This is a genomic window from Thioalkalivibrio sp. ALE31 (assembly GCF_000377405.1).
GTDB lineage: Bacteria > Pseudomonadota > Gammaproteobacteria > Ectothiorhodospirales > Ectothiorhodospiraceae > Thioalkalivibrio.
In genome coordinates this window covers 350,921-368,069 of the sequence record NZ_KB905021.1, presented here as the reverse complement: position 1 = coordinate 368,069, position 17,149 = coordinate 350,921, and the positions used below count along the sequence as shown (strand labels likewise).

Sequence of the window (17,149 nt, the reverse complement as noted above, 5' to 3'; positions counted from 1 at the left end):
GGGTCCTGTTGCGTTCAGTTCAACGGGCAAAACGGAGCGCAAACTTACCACAAAGCCGTTGTTGCCCAAACCCCGGGCGCTTGCTAGAGTCGACGGCTTTCCCGCCCGCCCACTCAAGCAGGTTTCTTCTTCATGTTCAAACGCCTCCTGGGGTTGTTCTCCAACGACATCTCCATCGACCTCGGCACCGCCAACACCCTTATCTATATGCGCGGCCAGGGCATCGTCCTGAACGAACCCTCCGTGGTCGCCATTCGTCAGGACCGCGGCCCGGGCGGCCCGCGCTCCATCGAGGCCGTGGGGATCGAGGCGAAGAAGATGCTCGGCCGCACGCCGGAGCACGTGGTAACGGTGCGCCCGATGAAGGACGGCGTGATCGCCGACTTCACCACCACTGAGAAGATGCTGCAGTACTTCATCAAGAAGGTGCACGAACGCCGGATCTTCCGGCCCAGCCCGCGCGTGCTGGTCTGCGTGCCCTGCGGCGCGACCCAGGTGGAACGCCGCGCGATCCGCGAATCGGCCTTCGGCGCCGGGGCGCGCAAGGTCTACCTGCTGCAGGAACCGGTGGCCGCGGCCATTGGCGCCGGCATCCCGCTGGACGAGGCGGTGGGCTCGATGGTGCTGGATATCGGCGGTGGCACCTCCGAGGTCGCCGTGCTGTCGATGAACGGCATCGTCTACTCGGAATCCGTGCGCATCGGCGGTGACACCTTCGACGAGGCCATCATGGCCTACGTGCGCCGCAACTACGGCGTGCTGATCGGCGAGGCCACCGCCGAGCGCATCAAGCACGCGGTGGGCTCCGCCTACCCGGGCAAGGAGCTGCTGGAGATCGAGGTCAAGGGCCGCAACCTGGCCGAGGGCGTGCCGCGCTCGTTCACCCTGAACTCCAACGAGATCCTCGAGGCCCTGCAGGACCCGCTGTACGGCATCGTCTCCGCCGTGCGTACCGCGCTGGAGCAGACCCCGCCGGAACTGGGCGCGGACGTTGCCGAGCGCGGCATCGTGCTGACCGGCGGCTCCGCCCTGCTGCAGCAGCTGGACCGCCTGCTGATGGAGGAAACCGGCATTCCGGTGGTCATCGCCGACGACCCGCTGACCTGCGTCGCCCGCGGCGGCGGCCGCGTGCTCGAGATGCTCGACGAAAAGCGGGTCGACTTCCTGGCAATGGAATAACCCCCACTCCGGCCACGGGAGCCCTGGCTCTCCCGCGGCCGGTGACTCGGGTTACACTCCGGACCGCAACTGGTCGGCAGGATCGCGGGTACAACACCCCGCAACCCTGCCTCGTCGACGCGATCCGCAACCGGAGGTCACGCCATCAGCAAGCCGCTGTTCAGACTGGGTGTCTCGCCCACTCTGCGCCTGCTCGCGGTCATCCTGCTGGGCCTGGCGCTGATGGCGCTGGACCACCGCGTCAATGAACTGCAGTTTGTCCGCAGCACCCTGGCCACCGTGACCTACCCGCTGCAGGTCGCGGTGGACGCACCGGTCCGGGCGGTCAGCCGGGTGTTCGAGTCGTTCACCCGCCGCGAGGACCTGATCACCGAGAACCGCATCCTGCGCAGCGAGAACGCCGAACTGCGCGCCCGCCAGCTGCGTTTCGAGGCCCTGCAGCAGGAGAACGACCGCCTGCGGGCCCTGCTCAATACCGCGCAGCAGGCCGAGGAACGCGTCGAGATCGCCAAGCTGCTGGCCGTGGACCTGGACCCCTTCCGCCAGCAGATCGTGCTCAACAAGGGGCGCGCGGACGACGTCTACGCGGGCCAGCCGGTCATCAATGCCGATGGCGTGATCGGTCAGGTCCTGTCCACCCGCCTGACCAGCTCCGTGGCCCTGCTAATCTCCGATCCCAGCCACGCCCTGCCGGTGCTCAGCGCGCGCACGGGCCTGCGGGGGCTGGTGGTCGGGACCGGCAACCCGCAACGCCTCGAAATGCGCCACGTCCCGCTGCAGGAAGACGTCGAACCCGGCGACCTGCTGCTGACCTCCGGGCTGGGCGGCCGTTTCCCGGCCGACTATCCAGTCGCCCGGGTCACCTCCGTCGAGCGCCCGCAGGGCCAGCCCTTTCTGAGCATCCAGGCCGAGCCACTGGCGGCGCTGGACCGTTCCCGGGAGGTCCTGCTGCTGTGGACCGAGGGAATCATGCCGGGCATCGCCCCCCTTGAACTGGATGAGGATGCGGAGGCAAGGCCGGGCGCATTCACGCCGGAACCCGAGCCGGACGACAACGCGCCGGCAACGCCATGACCCGCGCCATCGGCATCCCCTGGCCGGTGGCGCTGACCCTGCTGGCGGCCCTGGCCCTGGCCATCGTGCCAATCCCCGAGACCCTGCGCCCCGCGCGGCCGGAGTGGCTGGCACTGGTCCTGATCTACTGGGCCATGGCGTTTCCGACCCGCGTGGGCATCCTGACCGCCTTTGTCGCCGGCTTACTGCTGGATACCCTGATGGGGCAACTGCTGGGGCAGAACGCCATCGCCCTGGCGGTGATCATCTACATCGTGCTGCAGATCCATCCGCGCCTGCGGGTGTACCCGGTCTGGCAGCAGATGATGGTGGTCGCGATCCTGGTCGCCCTGTACAAGCTGCTGGCCCTGTGGCCCCAGGGGATTACCGGTTTTCCACCGGACCGGATTACGTACTGGGCCCCGGTGATCACCAGCGCCCTGCTCTGGCCGCTGATCTTTTTCCTGCTGCGCGACGTGCGCCGGCGCTGGCTCCTGCACCTGACCTGAGGGAGACGCCGATTCGTGCACATACCCGCGCCCGGCTCGAAGCAGCGTGAACGGTCACGCATACTGTGCCCCGCCAACCCGAAACAAGGAGCCCTGCCATGGACACGAACAAGCAAACCGAGATCGAGGCCGCCGTATTCCGCCGCCTGCTGCAGCATCTGGACGAGCGCAAGGACGTGCAGAACATCGACTTGATGAACCTGGCCGGCTTCTGCCGCAACTGCCTGTCCAAATGGTACGTGGCCGCCGCCGAGGAACGCGGCGAGTCGATCGACTACGAAGGGGCGCGCGAGATCGTCTACGGCATGCCCTACAGCGAATGGAAGGCGCGCTACCAGCAAGAAGCGACCCCCGAGCAGAAGGCGGCATTCGAGGCCAGCCAGAAATCGCACGATGCATGATCATGGCCTGATCGAGACCCCGGAGGCCCTGCAGGGCTTTCTCGACACCATTGCCGGGACCGACTGGATCGCGCTGGACACCGAGTTCATGCGCGAGAAGACCTACTACCCGCGCCTGTGCCTGATCCAGCTGGCCACCCTCGACCAGATCGCCTGTGTCGACCCGCTGCGGCTGGATATGGGCCTGCTTGAGCCCCTGCTGTTCGATGCCGGCGTGACCAAGGTCTTCCATTCGGCATCACAGGATCTCGAGGTCCTGTATCGCGAGCTCGGGCGCGTCCCCGCCCCGGTATTCGATACCCAGATCGCCGCCAGCATGCTCGGCTACGGCGAGCAGATCGGCTATGCCAACCTGGTCAAGGCGATCCTCGACCGCGACCTCGACAAGAGCCAGACCCGCACGGACTGGTCACGCCGCCCGCTGAGCGAACAGCAGATCCACTACGCCGCGGACGACGTGCGCTTTCTGGCCACGGTGTTCATGCGCCTGCTGCATGAACTGGAGAGCCACGACCGCATGCACTGGCTGCGCCCGGAGATGGAGGCGCTGAGCAACCCCGCCCTGTACGAACCGGATCCCGACGGTGCCTGGCAGCGCGTCTCTGGCGTCAAGCGGCTCAAGCCGCGCGAGCGCGGCGTGCTGAAGGCCGTGGCGGCCTGGCGCGAACGCGCCGCACAGGCGAGTGATCGCCCGCGACGCTGGATCCTGGCCGACGATATCCTGATCGACATCGCCCGGCGCACCCCTCAGGACACCGCGGCCCTGCACCAGCTGCGGGGCTTTCCCGACGGCATGAAGCCGCCGCGTCAGGAAGAACTGCTGGAGGCGATCCGCGAGGGCCAGGCCCTGCCGCGTGAGGAATGGCCACAGCTCCCGGAGAAGGCGAAGCTCACCGAGGCCGAGGAGGTCCTGGCCGACATCGGCATGGCCCTGCTGCGCGAATGCGCGCGACGCAACCAGATCACCGCCGCCGCGATCGCCCAGCGCAAGGATGTCATCGAGTTGCTGAAGGGGGACGGCACAACCGGCCGCCTGGGCAGCGGCTGGCGCCACGAGATCGCCGGAAAGACCATCGCCCGCTGGTTTGCGGGCGATGGCGAACTGGCACGTACGGAGGAGGGCTTGCAGATCCGCCCGTGAGCATCGAACGGGCGGATCTGCGGGGCGGTCAGGCCGCCTTGTAGATCCCGCGACGCGGCGAGCTCAGCCGGCCCTGGCGCTTCAGGTAGGCCAGGGTCTGGCTGATGTTCTTGGTATCCAGGCCGATCTTCTCGGCCTCGGCCTTGATCTCCTTGATACCCATCTCCGGCTTTTTCGCGACAATCTCGCACAGCTTCTGGCTGATCGACTCGCCTCCGGCGCGCCGCCCGCGACGACCACCGCCGGTGCTGGCGGCTCGGCCCACACGGCCGCCCAGTTCGCGGATCTGGCGCTCCAGCTCGTTGAGCTCCTTGCGGTGGCGCGCCAGCATCTCCTTGCGCTTTTCCATCAGCTTCTCGCGCTTCTGGCGGCGCTCGGCCTCCTTGCGCTCGGCCTCTTCCTTTTCCCGCTGGCGCGCGAGGGCGTAGAGTTCTTCGGCTGAAAGATCGGAGGCCTTCTTGTTATCCATGCTCATGCAACACTCCCGGATTCTGAAAATCGATTCAATGACAGGTCTGGGCCACAGGGGGTTCATAACCCCGCCCCATTCTCTAAAACTAGGGAAACACTGGTTAATGTACACGCTCACGTTGGCTCCCCAGGTTTTCCGAGCCAAGGCGCGGTGTGCAGCCGGTAGTGGTTCTACCGGCAAGGGCGGCAACGCAGGATTGGGGAACCTGGGGTGCCAACCCCGAAGGGGCTCGGCCGCTTTTGTGCGTGAACGGCGTTGCGGCTCCCTTGTGCAGAATGACTGCACGGCAGTCACCGCGCCTTGTTCGCACACAAAAGCGACTCGAGCGTGAGCGTGTACATTAACCAGTGTTTCCCTTGGCCACGGCAGAATAATACGAACCCATGGAACGATGCCAGAAAGATTATAAGAATACGCAGGAAATACAAGCGTCCGCTCGCACTCTTTCTCCTGAAAAGAGAAAGCAGATATGTGACGAGGTGGCACGGCTGTATCATTTGATCGAAGGCACACCGGGCAAAGACCTCCCGGCCATTCGATTTGATCTGAAAGGCCGGGCAGCCGGGCAATGGCGCCTGAGCAAGAATGCGGAAACCCTGCGCTTCAATCCGGAAGCCTTCAGCCTGGAATGGGATCAGCATTTTCCCGAGACGGTGGCGCACGAGGTGGCCCACTCGCTGGTCTACCGCGCCCACGGCATACGAAGGGTTCGGCCCCATGGCCCCGAATGGAAAGGGCTGATGCGGGCGCTGGGTTTCCCCAATCCGAGTGTCACGCATGCGACGGCGCTGACCACTCGCACGATGCGCCAGTACGACTATGTATGCGGATGCGGTCCCCAGCCCCTGAGCGCCCGCCGACACTTTCTCATTAACAAGCGCGGCTATCGGTACCAATGCCGCCAATGCGGCCAGTGGCTGCGACGCTCCGGCAGGAGTTGCAGCTGATACCGCGCGCACCCACGATCAAGCACACGCATCCGGGCGCGCCGGGATCATATGAAAACCCGGCACCCCGCCGTCATCGTCCCGGGAAGGAATGTCGGTTCAGATACTCCAGTAAACGCGCCGTTGCACCCTGATTCTCTGCAATAAAAGCGGTTGCGCGCTGCCGAGTAATCTCGCGTCGGGACTCATCCTCCCCCAGCCACGCAGCCATCCGCGCGACCGCCTCCTCGGCATTCCTTGAACGCCATAGCAGATCCGCGGCCTCCATGCGTTCCACCAGAAGTTCAAAGTTGTCGACATGCGGCCCCATGACGACCGGACAATTCCACAATGCGGCCTCCAGCGGGTTGTGGCCACCAACACCGACCAGTGACCCCCCAATAAAGGCGACATCGGCCAGGCCAAAGAAACGTTTCAACTCCCCCAGCGTGTCCAGCAGCCAGAAATGCGTGGCGGCATCCGGCACCCCTTCGCTGCGGCGAATGAAGCTTTGCCCGGAACGTTCCAGCAGGTCTGCCACTTCGGGAAACCGCTGCGGATGGCGTGGTGCCACGATCACCAGAAGGCGTGGATACTCAGCGCGCAAGGCGTGCAGCCCCGGCAGCAATTGGGCCTCTTCGTCGGCATGGGTACTGGCGAGAATCACCACCGGGCGCCCGTCAACCACCGGACGCAGAGACCGGACCTCCTGGCGATCGTCCTCCTCGATGTGGATGTCGAACTTGATATCGCCATTGACCGTCACGCGATCGGGCACGGCCCCAAGGGCGACGAAGCGCTCCCGGTCCAGCGCATTGCGACAGGCAATCCAGTCAAATCCGCTCATGGCCGGCGCGATCAGCCGCGGGATCCGGGCATAGCGTCGGGCCGAACGTCCGGACATCCGGGCGTTCGCCAGCACGACCGGCACCGCGGCACGCCGCGCCTCCGCCAGCATGTTCGGCCAGATCTCGGTCTCCATGACCACGATGGCGCGCGGTCGCACGGCACGCAGGAATCGGCGCTGCAGCCAGGGCAGGTCCAGTGGCAGGAAACGATGCATGACCTGACCGCCGAGCCGCTCCGTCAGCATGGCGGCACCGGTCGGCGTCGTGGTCGTCACCAGAATGCGCCGCGGGCCGGCGTCCAGCAGCCGGCGAATCAGGGCTTCCGCCGCCAGCACCTCGCCGACCGATACCGCATGAATCCAGATCTCGGCCGGCTCCGGCGCGCGCGCCCAGCCCATGACCTCGCCCAGCCGGACACGCACCGAAGCCCGACGGCTGCGCAAGCCGTGGCGGATCAGCAACAAGGGGGTCAGCAACGCAAGCAGCGCCGTGTAGACTACGCGGGTCATTCGCAGGGAGACTCCGATCCGTGACGGCACGGCCCGAACCATCGAGCGCGACCGAACGCCCACCCCGCGGTCCCGCCACCTGGCCCATGTGGGCGGTCATCGGCCTGGCACGGCTGGTCATCCAGCTGCCCATCCGCTGGCAGCAGGCGCTCGGCCGCGGCATCGGGCGACTGTTCTACCGTTTCGGCCGCGAGCGCCGTGCGATCGCCCGCACCAACCTCGAACTGTGCTTTCCCGACCAGCCCGGCGAACAGCGCGAACAGTGGCTGCGCGAGCACTTCGAGGCGGCCGGCATGGGGATCCTGGAGATGGCCATGGCCTGGTGGGGACGCGACACGCAACTCAAGGGGCATTACACAATCCACGGACTGGAGCATCTGGACAAGGCGCTGGAACAGGGCAAGGGTGCCCTGCTGGTGAGCGCCCATTTCACCACACTCGAGCTTTGCGGGCGCCTGCTGGGCCTGCACCGCCGCTTTGCCGCGATGTACCGGCCCAGCGAACGCCCGCTGATCAACCACCTTTTCAAGGTGAATCGCGACCGCCACACGGCAGGCGTAATCGCACGCGACGACGTCAAGGGACTGCTACGCACCCTGCGCAACAACATGCCCGTGTGGTACGCGCCCGACCAGGCCACCAGCGGGCGCCAGACCGAACTGGTCCCGTTCTTCGGCGAACCCGCCAACACGCAAACGGCCACCCATCGCATCGCCCGGGTCAGCGGCGCCCCGGTCCTGCCCTTTTTCGGCTACCGCCGGGAAGACGGCCACTATGTCGTGACCATCCACCCCCCGGTGGAAGACTTCCCCACCGAGGACGCCTACGCCGACACCCTGCGCATCAACCACATCATCGAAGAAGCCGTGATGGACGCCCCGGGCCAGTACTTCTGGACCCACAAGCGCTTCAAGAAGCGCGCGGGCATGCCCGATCCTTACGCGGGCTGAGGCTCGCGCGCGATCAGTCTTCCAGATCCAATTCGCGGCGGATATGCGCAGCCACTTTCGGCGTGTCATTCACCGGCGCGTAGGACCACTGATCGAGCGCCCCGGTAAACGGTCGGGTCACGCCTTCCGCCTCCAGGGCAGAGTGAAAGGCCTGCAGGCGACGGCCGAGCGGCCCCAGGGCCACCGTGTATACGGGGACACCGGTCGCCGCCGCCTCCGAGACCATGGACACGGAATCGGCACTGACCACGATATGGTCGGCTGTTGCCAGCATTGCCATAAAGGGGTTCTCGCCCTGCCCGTCCCAGACAAACCCGGGAACATCCGCCAACCCCTCGACCAGTCGTCGCGTGCTGGCCGCGCCCGTCCGCCGCGAGGGCGTGACCAGCACACTTCCCCCGGAGGCTTCTGCGGCCGAACGCAGGTCACGGATCAGGGCATCCAGTCGTTCCTGCCCCAGATCACCGCGCTGGGTAGCACCCCCGATCAGCACCGCGACCCAGGGCCGGGGAAACGCCGCCCAGGCGCCCCCCAGATCCGCGCGCGCCGACTCCAGCCGCTCGATCGTCACCCGGTGCAGGGCGCCACGCGTCGCAATCACGTTGGGGCCGGCCAGCCCATCGTGACGCGGCGGCACCACCCAGTCGAAATGGCGCGGAGAGATCTGCGGGTCCTGCACATGCACAGTCATGATGGCGCCACGACTGGCGCGCTTGAGGGCGACGGCAACCGTGGCGCTCCGCCGCCCGCAAGAGATCAGCAGGCGTGGCCAGGGTGGCTCCAGGGCATCACTGTCAGCGGTCAGTCCCCGCAGCACGCCCGGGGCAAAGGAGCCGGGCATCCAGCGCCAAGGGCGTCGCAGACCCACCGTCTTGTGCTCGTAGGGCAGTCCGACGGCCTCGGCCAGGCCACGGACCTGACTGGTCATCCCGGCCTCGCCAGTGGTCAGGGTCCAGCAATGCGGCGCGTCGATCATGGGGCAAAGTTCTGAAGCGAATCAGCCATTATCGATCCCCCTATGGGCACTCATCTCTTGCGCTAGCCTGCGGCTTTTCCGACCCAGCCTATCAACGCGGGCGAGACCACTTTTCCGCTCCATCTAGCGAGCCGAATCGGGTTCACGGATGCGAGGGCTCTTTGACACCATCGCGCCCGACGCTCGAAGCCTCCAGCATATCGGCGTACAAGCCGACAACTCGCGGCAGCACGGATCCCTCGAAATAGTTCTCGCGGTATCGGGCCAGTGCAGACTGGGCACGTTCTCTGGATTCAGCCGGCGACCCAGCTGCACTTCGCATTGCCCGCAACAGATCTTCCATGCTGTCGACTTCACACATAAAGGCATACGGTTCACCGAGAATCTCGACCGGCCCCTTCGTTTTCGTCGAGACGATCGGGACGCCGCACGCCATGGCCTCCAGGATGGCAATGCCGAATGGCTCGTCACGAGATGGCAATACGAAAACATCCGCCTGTTCAAGAAAGCTCCTGATGTCAGTCACCCACCCCGGGAACTCGACAGACCCTTCGATACCCAGATCCAGAGCCAGCGCTTTGAGCCGTTCTGCCTCTTCGCCGTCTCCAGCCAGCACTAATCGTGCGTCGGGATACTCGGTGAGCAAACAGGCAAAGGCCCGCAATAGCAGGTCAAACCCCTTCTTGGGTACAAAACGCCCAAAACTTGCCCAAACCTTTAGCCGAGAATCCGTCTTACCTTCTACACAATCCTTTGGTGGAAACGACGAGAAGTTCGGAATCACCCGAATGCGGTCCGGTTCGATCCCATGGCTCAGGAGGTAGTCACGCTGGCTGCAGGTGGTCACGTTGAACCAGTCGACGTATCGATAGTACTTGAGTTTCACATAGTTATGAAGCTTCGTGACGACAGGAAGTCCCAGCTGTCGTGCCGCACTTCCACCCAGCCAGGCACCCCGAGCCATATGGGTGTGCACCAACTCCGGCCCAAAGCGGCCGACCGCACGCCGAATCACTCGCCGGGCCAGTGGGTCCCAGGCCCCCAGAACACGAACGGGTTCGACGGCGATAGCCGCGTGCTTCGTCAGTTCGCCATGGGCGACCGATCCGTGCCTGCAGACAGCCAGCACGGAATAGCCGCGATCGGCGAGAGCGCGGCAAAGGTCCACGTAGTACCGCTCCGCTCCACCAAACCCCTGACTCAGCATAATCTGAGCGATCTTCATCGGCGCCCCCAACAAGACAGGCGTCGACGTAGAAGAAATCGCCGCCTTGAGCCATCCAGTCTTAAAAAGCGATCAAGCTGGTACACCCCGCTGAACGGGAGTATCCGGCGAGGCCAGCTCGTGGCGATTGCGCCACTCTTCGGTCACGTAGTTGATGATCAACGAGCGTCGCACGCCTTTCAGGGGACGAAGGTGGTAGCCATGCCAGGTGTTGTCCGCTGGCACGAATACCAGCGCGCTGTTGTAGGTGCCGGGCGCCGTCTCGTAATGCGTGTCTGCGTCCACGTACACGTCCGTGCCCCAGGCCTCGTAACCGGGGTCGGTCGACAGGTACAGCAGCATGGTGAATTTCTTCACGCCCAGGTCCGTGTGTGGTGCCAGCCAGAAACCCTCGGTATCCAGACAGTGCTCAATGCGCAGGTAATTGCCACTCACGTCCACGCCGCACACCTCAAAGATCGCATCCAGCACCTGCGGACTCTCGAAGGCCGCCGCAACGCTCTCGCAGACCTCGAAGGCCTTCCGATTCTCGGCGTCGAAGAAGCGCCGGGAGCTGTTGTGCGTCTCGCGCTTGCCCTCGGTATCGCCGATCGCCGGCGCTTCGAACGGCAGTGCCTCCACCGCTCGCGCCGCCGCCTCGGGCAGCACCGCCTGCGGATACCACCGCCGATACGGATACGGCTCGGACAGCGCCCCGCGCAACGACGCCTCAACCTGCTCTGCCACTTCGACCGCTGAATTCATTCAAGACACCTGAGGTTCCACTGGGATCATTGTATGCCCTTCGGAAGAGACGCCCAACCGCACCCATCCCTCGGCCGCCTGATAGACTCACTGTTTTTCTCCACCCGCGTGCGCCATGGCTACCGTCCTTCAGATCGTGCCCGCTCTGGAATCCGGCGGCGTGGAACGCGGCACCCTCGAGGTCGCGCAGGCCCTGGTCGAAAACGGGCATCGCTCTCTGGTGATCTCGGCGGGCGGCCGCATGGTGACCGAACTCGAGTCCCGGGGCAGCGAGCACTTCGCCTGGCCGATCGGGCAGAAGTCCCCCTGGACTTTCCGGCTCGTGCGCCCACTACGCCGTTTTCTGCAACAACAACGCGTGGATGTGATTGATGTTCGCTCGCGCATGCCGGCCTGGGTCGTCTGGCGGGCCTGGTCGCGGATGCCCGCAGTAACCCGGCCAAGGCTGGTGACCTCGGTACACGGATTCAATTCCGTTAACCGCTACAGCGAGATCCTCACCCGGGGCGAACGGGTGGTGACGGTATCCGAGACCCTCAGGAATTTTTTGATCGCCCGGTATCCACGGCTTGATCCTGAGCGCATTGAAGTGATCCATCGCGGAATCGACACACGCGACTATAACCCCGATTTCCAGCCCTCAACTTCCTGGGTCACCCAGTGGCAAACCGCCTTCCCGCAGCTTCAGGGGCAGTACATCCTCACGCTTCCGGGCCGCATTACCCGACTGAAGGGGCACTTCGACGCCCTGGACATACTGCAGGGCCTGCTACAGCGGGGAATCCCCGCGCACCTGCTGATGGCAGGCGGCACCGATCCGCGCAAGCAGGCCTATCATCGCGAACTGGAAGACCGCCTCTCGCAGCTCGGCCTGGAATCCCACGTGACCTTCACCGGGCAGCGTTCCGATCTGCGTGAAATCCTGGCGGTTTCGGATGCCGTGTTATCAATCTCCACCCAACCCGAGTCTTTCGGCCGCACGACTCTGGAGGCGCTCAGCCTGGGGCGGCCCGTGCTCGGTTACGATCACGGCGGCGTGGGCGAACAGCTCGCCGAACTGCTGCCCGAAGGACTCATACCCTCAGGACAAACCTCGGCCGCTGTTGAGCGTCTTGCCCACTGGGCGGGGGGCAACGCCCCGACCCCTCGATGGCCGCACGCGTGGGACCTGGACACCATGCGTCGCCGGACAATCGATCTCTACGAGGCACTCGCCGGCCGCTGACCGGCTGGTCAGCCCTGGCAACCGGCCGCCTCCCCTCGCACCAGGGGTACCAGCGCCAGCGCGACCACCAGCCACAACACCGCTGTCGTGTAGGAACTGTAGATCGTCCAGTGGACATTGACTGGATTCAGTGCCACGAAGATCGCCACGCCTCCAACGACGTAGAGCGGAAGAAGGTCTCGCTCGCTTCTCCTCGCGCGTCGCCACAATGCCAGGAGGATCGCCAGCAACACCCCCATGTAGGCCACCAGCCCGACGATCCCGGTCGAAACCAGCACATCGAGGAAATACAAATGGATGTGGGCAAAGGCCATATCCGTATAGCCGCGGGCTTCGGCCACAGGCTCAACACCGCGCACCCCCACACCCAGGATCGGCTCGTCCATCGCCACGCGCCAGGAAGCAAACCAGATCGTCCCGCGCTTCGCCGTCGCCTCATCAATGGCCTCGATGCTGAGCTCAGAGGCCTTCGAGACGACCGCCAGACGATCCCGAGTCTCGGGCGACACCCACAGCGCCACGACAATCCCCAGTACGAGGATGCTCAGGAACGCGCTCACCGTACGCATACGCAGCTGGTAATACCCGACGAGGAAGAGACCGTAGACGAACAGTACGATCAAGGTCGCCACCATGGCCGCCCGGGAACCCGAGAGGAGTATCGCGACGATCACGATCAGAGGCAGCAGGGCCGCCAGCCGATTGGTATAGGTCAGGCGCCGCGACGCCTCCAGAACAAACGGCAGGAAATGCGCCAGCACGATGCCTAACCGCAGGTTCGGATGAAACAGCCCGTCAATACGGCGTCCGTTGTACGGGTACCCCAATACGTTCGCGCCGGTGACAAACTGAAAGATCCCGTCCAGCGACCAGAAAACGGCCAGCGCGAGGACTCCATAGAGCAACGGCGTCGCTACATCACGATGCCGGGCGAACCAGAGCAAGGGAAGTATTGCCGCCGCAAAGAGCGGGTAGGTCAGGGCTGTACGCAGAGCGCGATCAAAGTCCACCGCCACGCTCAATGCCAGTAACTGGGGAAGCCATAATGCGAGCAAGAGCAACAATACCCACCTGATCCAGACCTCGGACCACAGCGCAGGCAAGCGAAAGGCCACAAGAGCGAGCCCCCCCAGGGCAAGCAGCGCCAGAGGAAGAAAGACCCCCGTGCCAAACGGCAGCACAAACAAGGCGAGCGCGGCCACCCCCACCACCAGCCAGTAGCCCTGGTGGCCGACAGATCTCCCTCTGACACCCCCGTTCGGAACCATCCTCAACTCCGACAATCGTCCAATAAGCGCGGAATATTACCGGACCGAGGCGACCTGCGGGGTGAGCTGCGTCGGATTCGACCTGACAGCAGTCCGACTTTGGGCGACAATCCAGCCGCCCAACAGTGGTCGTTGCAGGCACTCCGGAAGGTCAGGCTGGTCCTGGCTCTTCAACGCAATCGAAGAGGAAGAACCGCCATGGAACAGAGCGCGCAAACACCTGCCCACGGAGTCCGCCGCAAACAAGTTATCTGCATGAAATGGGGTTCGCTCTACGGTCCGGAGTACGTGAACCGGCTGTACGCTGCCGTTCGACGCCAAACGACAGGACCTCTTCGGTTCGTATGCCTCACGGACGACGCGACGGGCCTGCGACCGGAAATCGAATCGCATCCCTGTCCAGAGATCGATCTTCCGGAACCCTGGTGCAACACCGGCTGGCGCAAGATGACGCTCTACCTCGATCCAGCCTCGCTCTCCGGGCTGGAGGGCGACTGGCTCTTCCTGGATCTGGACGTGGTCGTCACGGACTGCCTGGACTCATTCTTCGAGTTCGAACCCGAGCATCCCTTCGTCGTCATGCAGAACTGGACCCAACCCGGGAAAGGAATCGGCAACACCTCGGTGTTTCGATTCCGCATGGGCGTGCACGGCTACCTGCTGGAACGGCTGCTCGGCGACTTCGACCACTTCCGCGAGCAATACCGCAACGAGCAAACCTTCATCAGCCGCGAGATCGACGCGCTGCAGTTCTGGCCGGATGCTTGGTGTGTGCTATTCAAGGTGCATTGCGTACCGGCCTGGCCCATGCGCCTTTGGCGCACTCCCGCGATCCCCGAAGGCGCAAGGGTGGTTGCATTCCCCGGCTCTCCGAACCCGCCGGACGCGCTCCAGGGCAAGTGGCCAGAAAAGCGCTGGAGGAAAAGGCTCTACAAGAAGATCCGGCCAGCCAGCTGGATTGATACCTACTGGACCCGCTCAGAAGAGTTTCTGGCCCAAGAATCCAGGGAATCGGCTGAAGACTGACCACCAACCAAGGTGCGATCTGGGTTTATAGCGAGCATTCACTCAAGGTGAATCGCCCGCCCTCATTCCAGCAGCCAGGCGAGTGGATCAACCTGCCTGGGCGGGGCTTCGCCCGCGCGCTCGATGAACAACCTGGACCATATCGCGAACTGCACGAGTGCAGCCAGGGGCTCAACCAGTCGTCTGTTGAGCGGCCCCGGGGCTTTCAGGCTGGATGCCAAGGCCTCCGGATCCAGTAGCGGCTGCAGAGCGGCTGACCGGGTCAGGGCCCGCAGTAGCTGCTTACGATCCAGGGACTGCACCCAATCCACGACGGGCACCGAGAACCCCCGCTTGCGACCCATCGCGTTCACGCCTGCTTGCGCCTGTAGCCAGGTACGGGGCACCTGCTTACCGGTCCGCCCCTGAATCTTCATAGAGGCCGGCAGGGACAAACCGAACAAGACCAGCTCGTGGTCCAGGAAAGGCACGCGGCCCTCGACACCCTGCGCCATCAACATCCGGTCGGTCTTGGTCATCAGGTCGTCGGCCAGCCACGTCTGCATATCGGTGATCTGCCGCTTTTGCAGGTCATCAAACCCCGGCGTCTCCCGCCAGGTTTGCCGAAAAGGCACTCGCCAGGCGTTGTTCATCTGCCGCCGCCAGCCCTGTCTCAACAAGGCCGCTGGCAGCGCCTTGTCAAATCGCCCGCGTGTGCGAAAGCCGCCGCTTCCCGGGGCGCGAAGCGAATACAGCCAGCGCTGCAAGCGCGGCATCCGGTAGCGCCCATAGCCTGCGAAGACTTCATCCCCGCCTTCTCCTGCCAGCACAACCTTGTGTGACGCCGAAGCCGCTTCCGCCGCCAGAAGCAGTGTCGGCAGGGAGGCAAAATCACCCATCAGCTCGTCTGCCGCCCAGGTCGCGTACACCAGATGATCAAACAGGGCGACCGGGTTCGCCCGGACCAGATTCAGCTCGATGCCGCAGGTCTGCGCGACTTCCGTCGCGGCCACTGCCTCATCCTGTACCGACTGGGTCTCGAACCCCATGCTCCAGGCCTTCGGCTGACCCGCCTGAGCGGGCTGCCGCGCCAGCTGCATCGCCAGGATGCTGGAATCGACGCCCCCTGACAGAAACAGGCCGACGGGAACGTCTGCGCGTAAGTGCTCGGTCACAGCACGATGCATCAACTGGTCAAAGCACTCGACGGCATCGGTCAGTTGCCCGGTGAATGCAGGCTGGCGAGCAACCTCGTCCGCCAGGCGCCACCAGGCCGAGAGCATAACCTTGCCGTGGGAATCGACAGTCAGGCGCCCACCCGGGGGGACGCGCTTGATCCTTCGGAATGCGGTCTGGTCCCCGCTTGCGAAGTTGACCTGAAGAAACCGCCCAACCGCGGCATCCTCGACTTCCGGAGCGCCCCCCAGCAGCGGCAAGAGGGCTTTCGTTTCCGAAGCAAACGCGATGCCGCCCGGCACCTCCATGTAGTACAAAGGCTTGATACCGAAACGGTCCCTCACCAGCGTCAGGCAGCGGGTTGTTTGATCAAACAACGCCAGCGCAAACATGCCTTTCAGGTGAGTGGCGAAGCCCTCCGGGTCTCGCTCGGCCAGCGGCAGGATCACCTCACAATCGGACTGGGTGGAAAACCTCACCCCTTGGGAACACAGGGACTGTCGCAGCTCCGGGTGGTTGTAGACCTCACCATTGGCCACCAGGATGCGCTCACGGCCCTGGCTGAAAAGTGGTTGGCTACCCCGTGCCAGGTCGATGATCGACAGGCGCGCATGCAACAGCGCTACATCCTGGTCGACAAAGTGGCCTTGCCCGTCGGGGCCTCGGTGCGCCAGCGCCTGCAACATCGGCATGACACCAGGCAACGAGACTGGACGACCTGGCGTATACACCCCGGCGATGCCACACATTCAGCGAAACCTCTCCAATAACTGCTGGTACAGGCCCTGATAGGCCTGCACAACCGCCCGCTCGCTAAAGCGCACATCCAGCGCGCGCAGGCCCTTCACGATCAGCAGCTCACGCTGGGAAGGCGCAGCCTGCAAGGTGGCCTGCATTTGCGCGGTCATCTGTCCGGAACCTCGATATCGCACAGCAAGCTCGAAACCCCATCCACGATGAGCTCTAGCGCACCAAGGGTACGGATTGAAGCGATCGGGCCACGATGCGCTCAGGCCTCAAGCAGAACATTGCCCAGCGGCTCATGCCGCGAGGGGCACACCAAAAGGTCCGCCAGATAAAAGCTGGGGCTCGGATTGTGTTACCAGCCCAGGCAATGGATCCGGCCGGCCGCTTCAGAATCTCTGGCCTGGGCCTGCAACTCGGTCTTCGATGGCCCATCTCCAGTCAGCAACAGGTGAACCGGCCGCCCCCTGATCAGAACGGGCGCTCACAGACGGTATCAGAGTGTGACGGCCTGGAGTCTGCCGCGGACAAACCACACGCAACAGCGACTGACTGTTTAATCGTCCTTCAGGATGAACTGGGTGCCGCAGTAGGGGCACTGGAAGCGGCCGTCCGGAGTCTCGTCGATCGGGAGGAAGACACGCGGGTGCGAGGCCCACAGGGCCATCTTGGGCGTGGGGCAGTGCAGCGGCAGGTCCTTGCGCGTGACCGTGATCTCGGTCTGCGCGTTCGGTGTCTGGTACTGGTCCTGATGGTGGGCGGTATCGGGATTCACCATGATTCTTCTCGCTTCCGGTT

General features: G+C 64.4%; 18 protein-coding genes. 9 read left to right on the top strand and 9 right to left on the bottom strand.

From position 1 onward, the window contains the following. Positions 1–132 precede the first annotated feature (132 nt). From D103_RS0105170 to rnd, 5 genes are all read left to right on the top strand, one after another. Entirely contained in the window at positions 133–1,179 is a 1,047-nt protein-coding gene (locus D103_RS0105170) for a rod shape-determining protein (RefSeq protein WP_018865861.1), read from the top strand. Positions 1,180–1,401: 222 nt separating this feature from the next. Then, positions 1,402–2,253: a rod shape-determining protein MreC gene (mreC, locus tag D103_RS0105165; RefSeq protein WP_018876029.1), complete on the top strand. Its 852-nt coding sequence runs from the start codon at positions 1,402–1,404 to the stop codon at positions 2,251–2,253. Beyond that, positions 2,250–2,741: a rod shape-determining protein MreD gene (mreD, locus tag D103_RS0105160; RefSeq protein WP_018876028.1), complete on the top strand. Its 492-nt coding sequence runs from the start codon at positions 2,250–2,252 to the stop codon at positions 2,739–2,741. The genes mreC and mreD overlap by 4 nt, the downstream gene beginning before the upstream one ends. A 98-nt stretch (positions 2,742–2,839) precedes the next feature. Then, complete coding sequence (locus D103_RS0105155) at positions 2,840–3,142, top strand: DUF1244 domain-containing protein (protein ID WP_018865864.1); 303 nt, start codon at positions 2,840–2,842, stop codon at positions 3,140–3,142. Beyond that, positions 3,135–4,283 (top strand): ribonuclease D, encoded by a 1,149-nt coding sequence (rnd, locus tag D103_RS0105150; RefSeq protein ID WP_018865865.1) that lies wholly within the window; start codon positions 3,135–3,137, stop codon positions 4,281–4,283. Before D103_RS0105155 ends, rnd begins: the two co-directional genes overlap by 8 nt. Positions 4,284–4,311: 28 nt before the next feature. On the opposite strand, the gene D103_RS0105145 is transcribed toward rnd, so the two are convergent. Continuing rightward, positions 4,312–4,758: a hypothetical protein gene (locus D103_RS0105145; RefSeq protein ID WP_018876027.1), complete on the bottom strand. Its 447-nt coding sequence runs from the start codon at positions 4,756–4,758 to the stop codon at positions 4,312–4,314. A 380-nt stretch (positions 4,759–5,138) separates the two neighbouring features. On the opposite strand from D103_RS0105145, the gene D103_RS13785 reads away from it, so the two are divergent. Continuing rightward, positions 5,139–5,702, top strand: coding sequence for a SprT-like domain-containing protein (locus D103_RS13785; RefSeq protein ID WP_231366510.1), 564 nt, complete (start codon positions 5,139–5,141; stop codon positions 5,700–5,702). Between the two features lie 73 nt (positions 5,703–5,775). On the opposite strand, the gene D103_RS0105135 is transcribed toward D103_RS13785, so the two are convergent. Beyond that, entirely contained in the window at positions 5,776–7,038 is a 1,263-nt protein-coding gene (locus D103_RS0105135; RefSeq protein WP_018876025.1) for a 3-deoxy-D-manno-octulosonic acid transferase, read from the bottom strand. 20 nt (positions 7,039–7,058) lie between these two features. On the opposite strand from D103_RS0105135, the gene lpxL reads away from it, so the two are divergent. Next, a complete protein-coding gene (lpxL, locus tag D103_RS0105130; protein ID WP_255349393.1) occupies positions 7,059–7,988 on the top strand; it encodes an LpxL/LpxP family Kdo(2)-lipid IV(A) lauroyl/palmitoleoyl acyltransferase in 930 nt (309 codons plus the stop codon). 13 nt (positions 7,989–8,001) lie between these two features. On the opposite strand, the gene D103_RS0105125 is transcribed toward lpxL, so the two are convergent. The 3 genes from D103_RS0105125 to D103_RS0105115 all read right to left on the bottom strand — a co-directional run bounded on the left by D103_RS0105125 (position 8,002) and on the right by D103_RS0105115 (position 10,933). Further along, entirely contained in the window at positions 8,002–8,964 is a 963-nt protein-coding gene (locus tag D103_RS0105125) for a mitochondrial fission ELM1 family protein (protein ID WP_018876023.1), read from the bottom strand. Positions 8,965–9,106: 142 nt separating this feature from the next. Beyond that, positions 9,107–10,189, bottom strand: coding sequence for a glycosyltransferase (locus tag D103_RS0105120; protein WP_231366580.1), 1,083 nt, complete (start codon positions 10,187–10,189; stop codon positions 9,107–9,109). Between the two features lie 72 nt (positions 10,190–10,261). Further along, positions 10,262–10,933: a 2OG-Fe(II) oxygenase gene (locus D103_RS0105115; RefSeq protein WP_018876021.1), complete on the bottom strand. Its 672-nt coding sequence runs from the start codon at positions 10,931–10,933 to the stop codon at positions 10,262–10,264. Between the two features lie 115 nt (positions 10,934–11,048). On the opposite strand from D103_RS0105115, the gene D103_RS0105110 reads away from it, so the two are divergent. Next, the gene (locus D103_RS0105110; RefSeq protein ID WP_018876020.1) at positions 11,049–12,158 is read left to right on the top strand and encodes a glycosyltransferase family 4 protein; all 1,110 of its coding nucleotides are present in this window, start codon (positions 11,049–11,051) and stop codon (positions 12,156–12,158) included. Positions 12,159–12,166: 8 nt separating this feature from the next. On the opposite strand, the gene D103_RS0105105 is transcribed toward D103_RS0105110, so the two are convergent. Further along, positions 12,167–13,426, bottom strand: coding sequence for an O-antigen ligase family protein (locus tag D103_RS0105105; protein WP_018876019.1), 1,260 nt, complete (start codon positions 13,424–13,426; stop codon positions 12,167–12,169). Between the two features lie 198 nt (positions 13,427–13,624). On the opposite strand from D103_RS0105105, the gene D103_RS0105100 reads away from it, so the two are divergent. Continuing rightward, positions 13,625–14,452, top strand: coding sequence for a hypothetical protein (locus D103_RS0105100; RefSeq protein WP_231366579.1), 828 nt, complete (start codon positions 13,625–13,627; stop codon positions 14,450–14,452). 62 nt (positions 14,453–14,514) lie between these two features. Here D103_RS0105100 and asnB read toward each other — a convergent pair whose 3' ends face one another. The 3 genes from asnB to D103_RS0105085 form a co-directional block, all read right to left on the bottom strand. Further along, positions 14,515–16,356 carry an asparagine synthase (glutamine-hydrolyzing) gene (asnB, locus tag D103_RS0105095; RefSeq protein WP_026280273.1) on the bottom strand — a complete coding sequence of 614 codons (1,842 nt, stop codon included), beginning with the start codon at positions 16,354–16,356 and terminating at the stop codon, positions 14,515–14,517. Further along, entirely contained in the window at positions 16,357–16,515 is a 159-nt protein-coding gene (locus D103_RS14280; protein ID WP_018876016.1) for a hypothetical protein, read from the bottom strand. It abuts the gene before it with no gap. 392 nt (positions 16,516–16,907) lie between these two features. Then, complete coding sequence (locus D103_RS0105085) at positions 16,908–17,129, bottom strand: zinc-finger domain-containing protein (protein ID WP_018876015.1); 222 nt, start codon at positions 17,127–17,129, stop codon at positions 16,908–16,910. Positions 17,130–17,149: the final 20 nt, after the last annotated feature.

Coding starts and splice junctions, on each gene's coding strand:
- D103_RS0105170 (WP_018865861.1), top strand. CDS start 133: ATGTTCAAACGCCTCCTGGGGTTGTTCTCCAACGACATCTCCATCGAC.
- mreC (WP_018876029.1), top strand. CDS start 1,402: ATGGCGCTGGACCACCGCGTCAATGAACTGCAGTTTGTCCGCAGCACC.
- mreD (WP_018876028.1), top strand. CDS start 2,250: ATGACCCGCGCCATCGGCATCCCCTGGCCGGTGGCGCTGACCCTGCTG.
- D103_RS0105155 (WP_018865864.1), top strand. CDS start 2,840: ATGGACACGAACAAGCAAACCGAGATCGAGGCCGCCGTATTCCGCCGC.
- rnd (WP_018865865.1), top strand. CDS start 3,135: ATGCATGATCATGGCCTGATCGAGACCCCGGAGGCCCTGCAGGGCTTT.
- D103_RS0105145 (WP_018876027.1), bottom strand. CDS start 4,758: ATGAGCATGGATAACAAGAAGGCCTCCGATCTTTCAGCCGAAGAACTC.
- D103_RS13785 (WP_231366510.1), top strand. CDS start 5,139: ATGGAACGATGCCAGAAAGATTATAAGAATACGCAGGAAATACAAGCG.
- D103_RS0105135 (WP_018876025.1), bottom strand. CDS start 7,038: ATGACCCGCGTAGTCTACACGGCGCTGCTTGCGTTGCTGACCCCCTTG.
- D103_RS0105125 (WP_018876023.1), bottom strand. CDS start 8,964: ATGATCGACGCGCCGCATTGCTGGACCCTGACCACTGGCGAGGCCGGG.
- D103_RS0105120 (WP_231366580.1), bottom strand. CDS start 10,189: ATGAAGATCGCTCAGATTATGCTGAGTCAGGGGTTTGGTGGAGCGGAG.
- D103_RS0105115 (WP_018876021.1), bottom strand. CDS start 10,933: ATGAATTCAGCGGTCGAAGTGGCAGAGCAGGTTGAGGCGTCGTTGCGC.
- D103_RS0105110 (WP_018876020.1), top strand. CDS start 11,049: ATGGCTACCGTCCTTCAGATCGTGCCCGCTCTGGAATCCGGCGGCGTG.
- D103_RS0105105 (WP_018876019.1), bottom strand. CDS start 13,426: ATGGTTCCGAACGGGGGTGTCAGAGGGAGATCTGTCGGCCACCAGGGC.
- D103_RS0105100 (WP_231366579.1), top strand. CDS start 13,625: ATGGAACAGAGCGCGCAAACACCTGCCCACGGAGTCCGCCGCAAACAA.
- asnB (WP_026280273.1), bottom strand. CDS start 16,356: ATGTGTGGCATCGCCGGGGTGTATACGCCAGGTCGTCCAGTCTCGTTG.
- D103_RS14280 (WP_018876016.1), bottom strand. CDS start 16,515: ATGACCGCGCAAATGCAGGCCACCTTGCAGGCTGCGCCTTCCCAGCGT.
- D103_RS0105085 (WP_018876015.1), bottom strand. CDS start 17,129: ATGGTGAATCCCGATACCGCCCACCATCAGGACCAGTACCAGACACCG.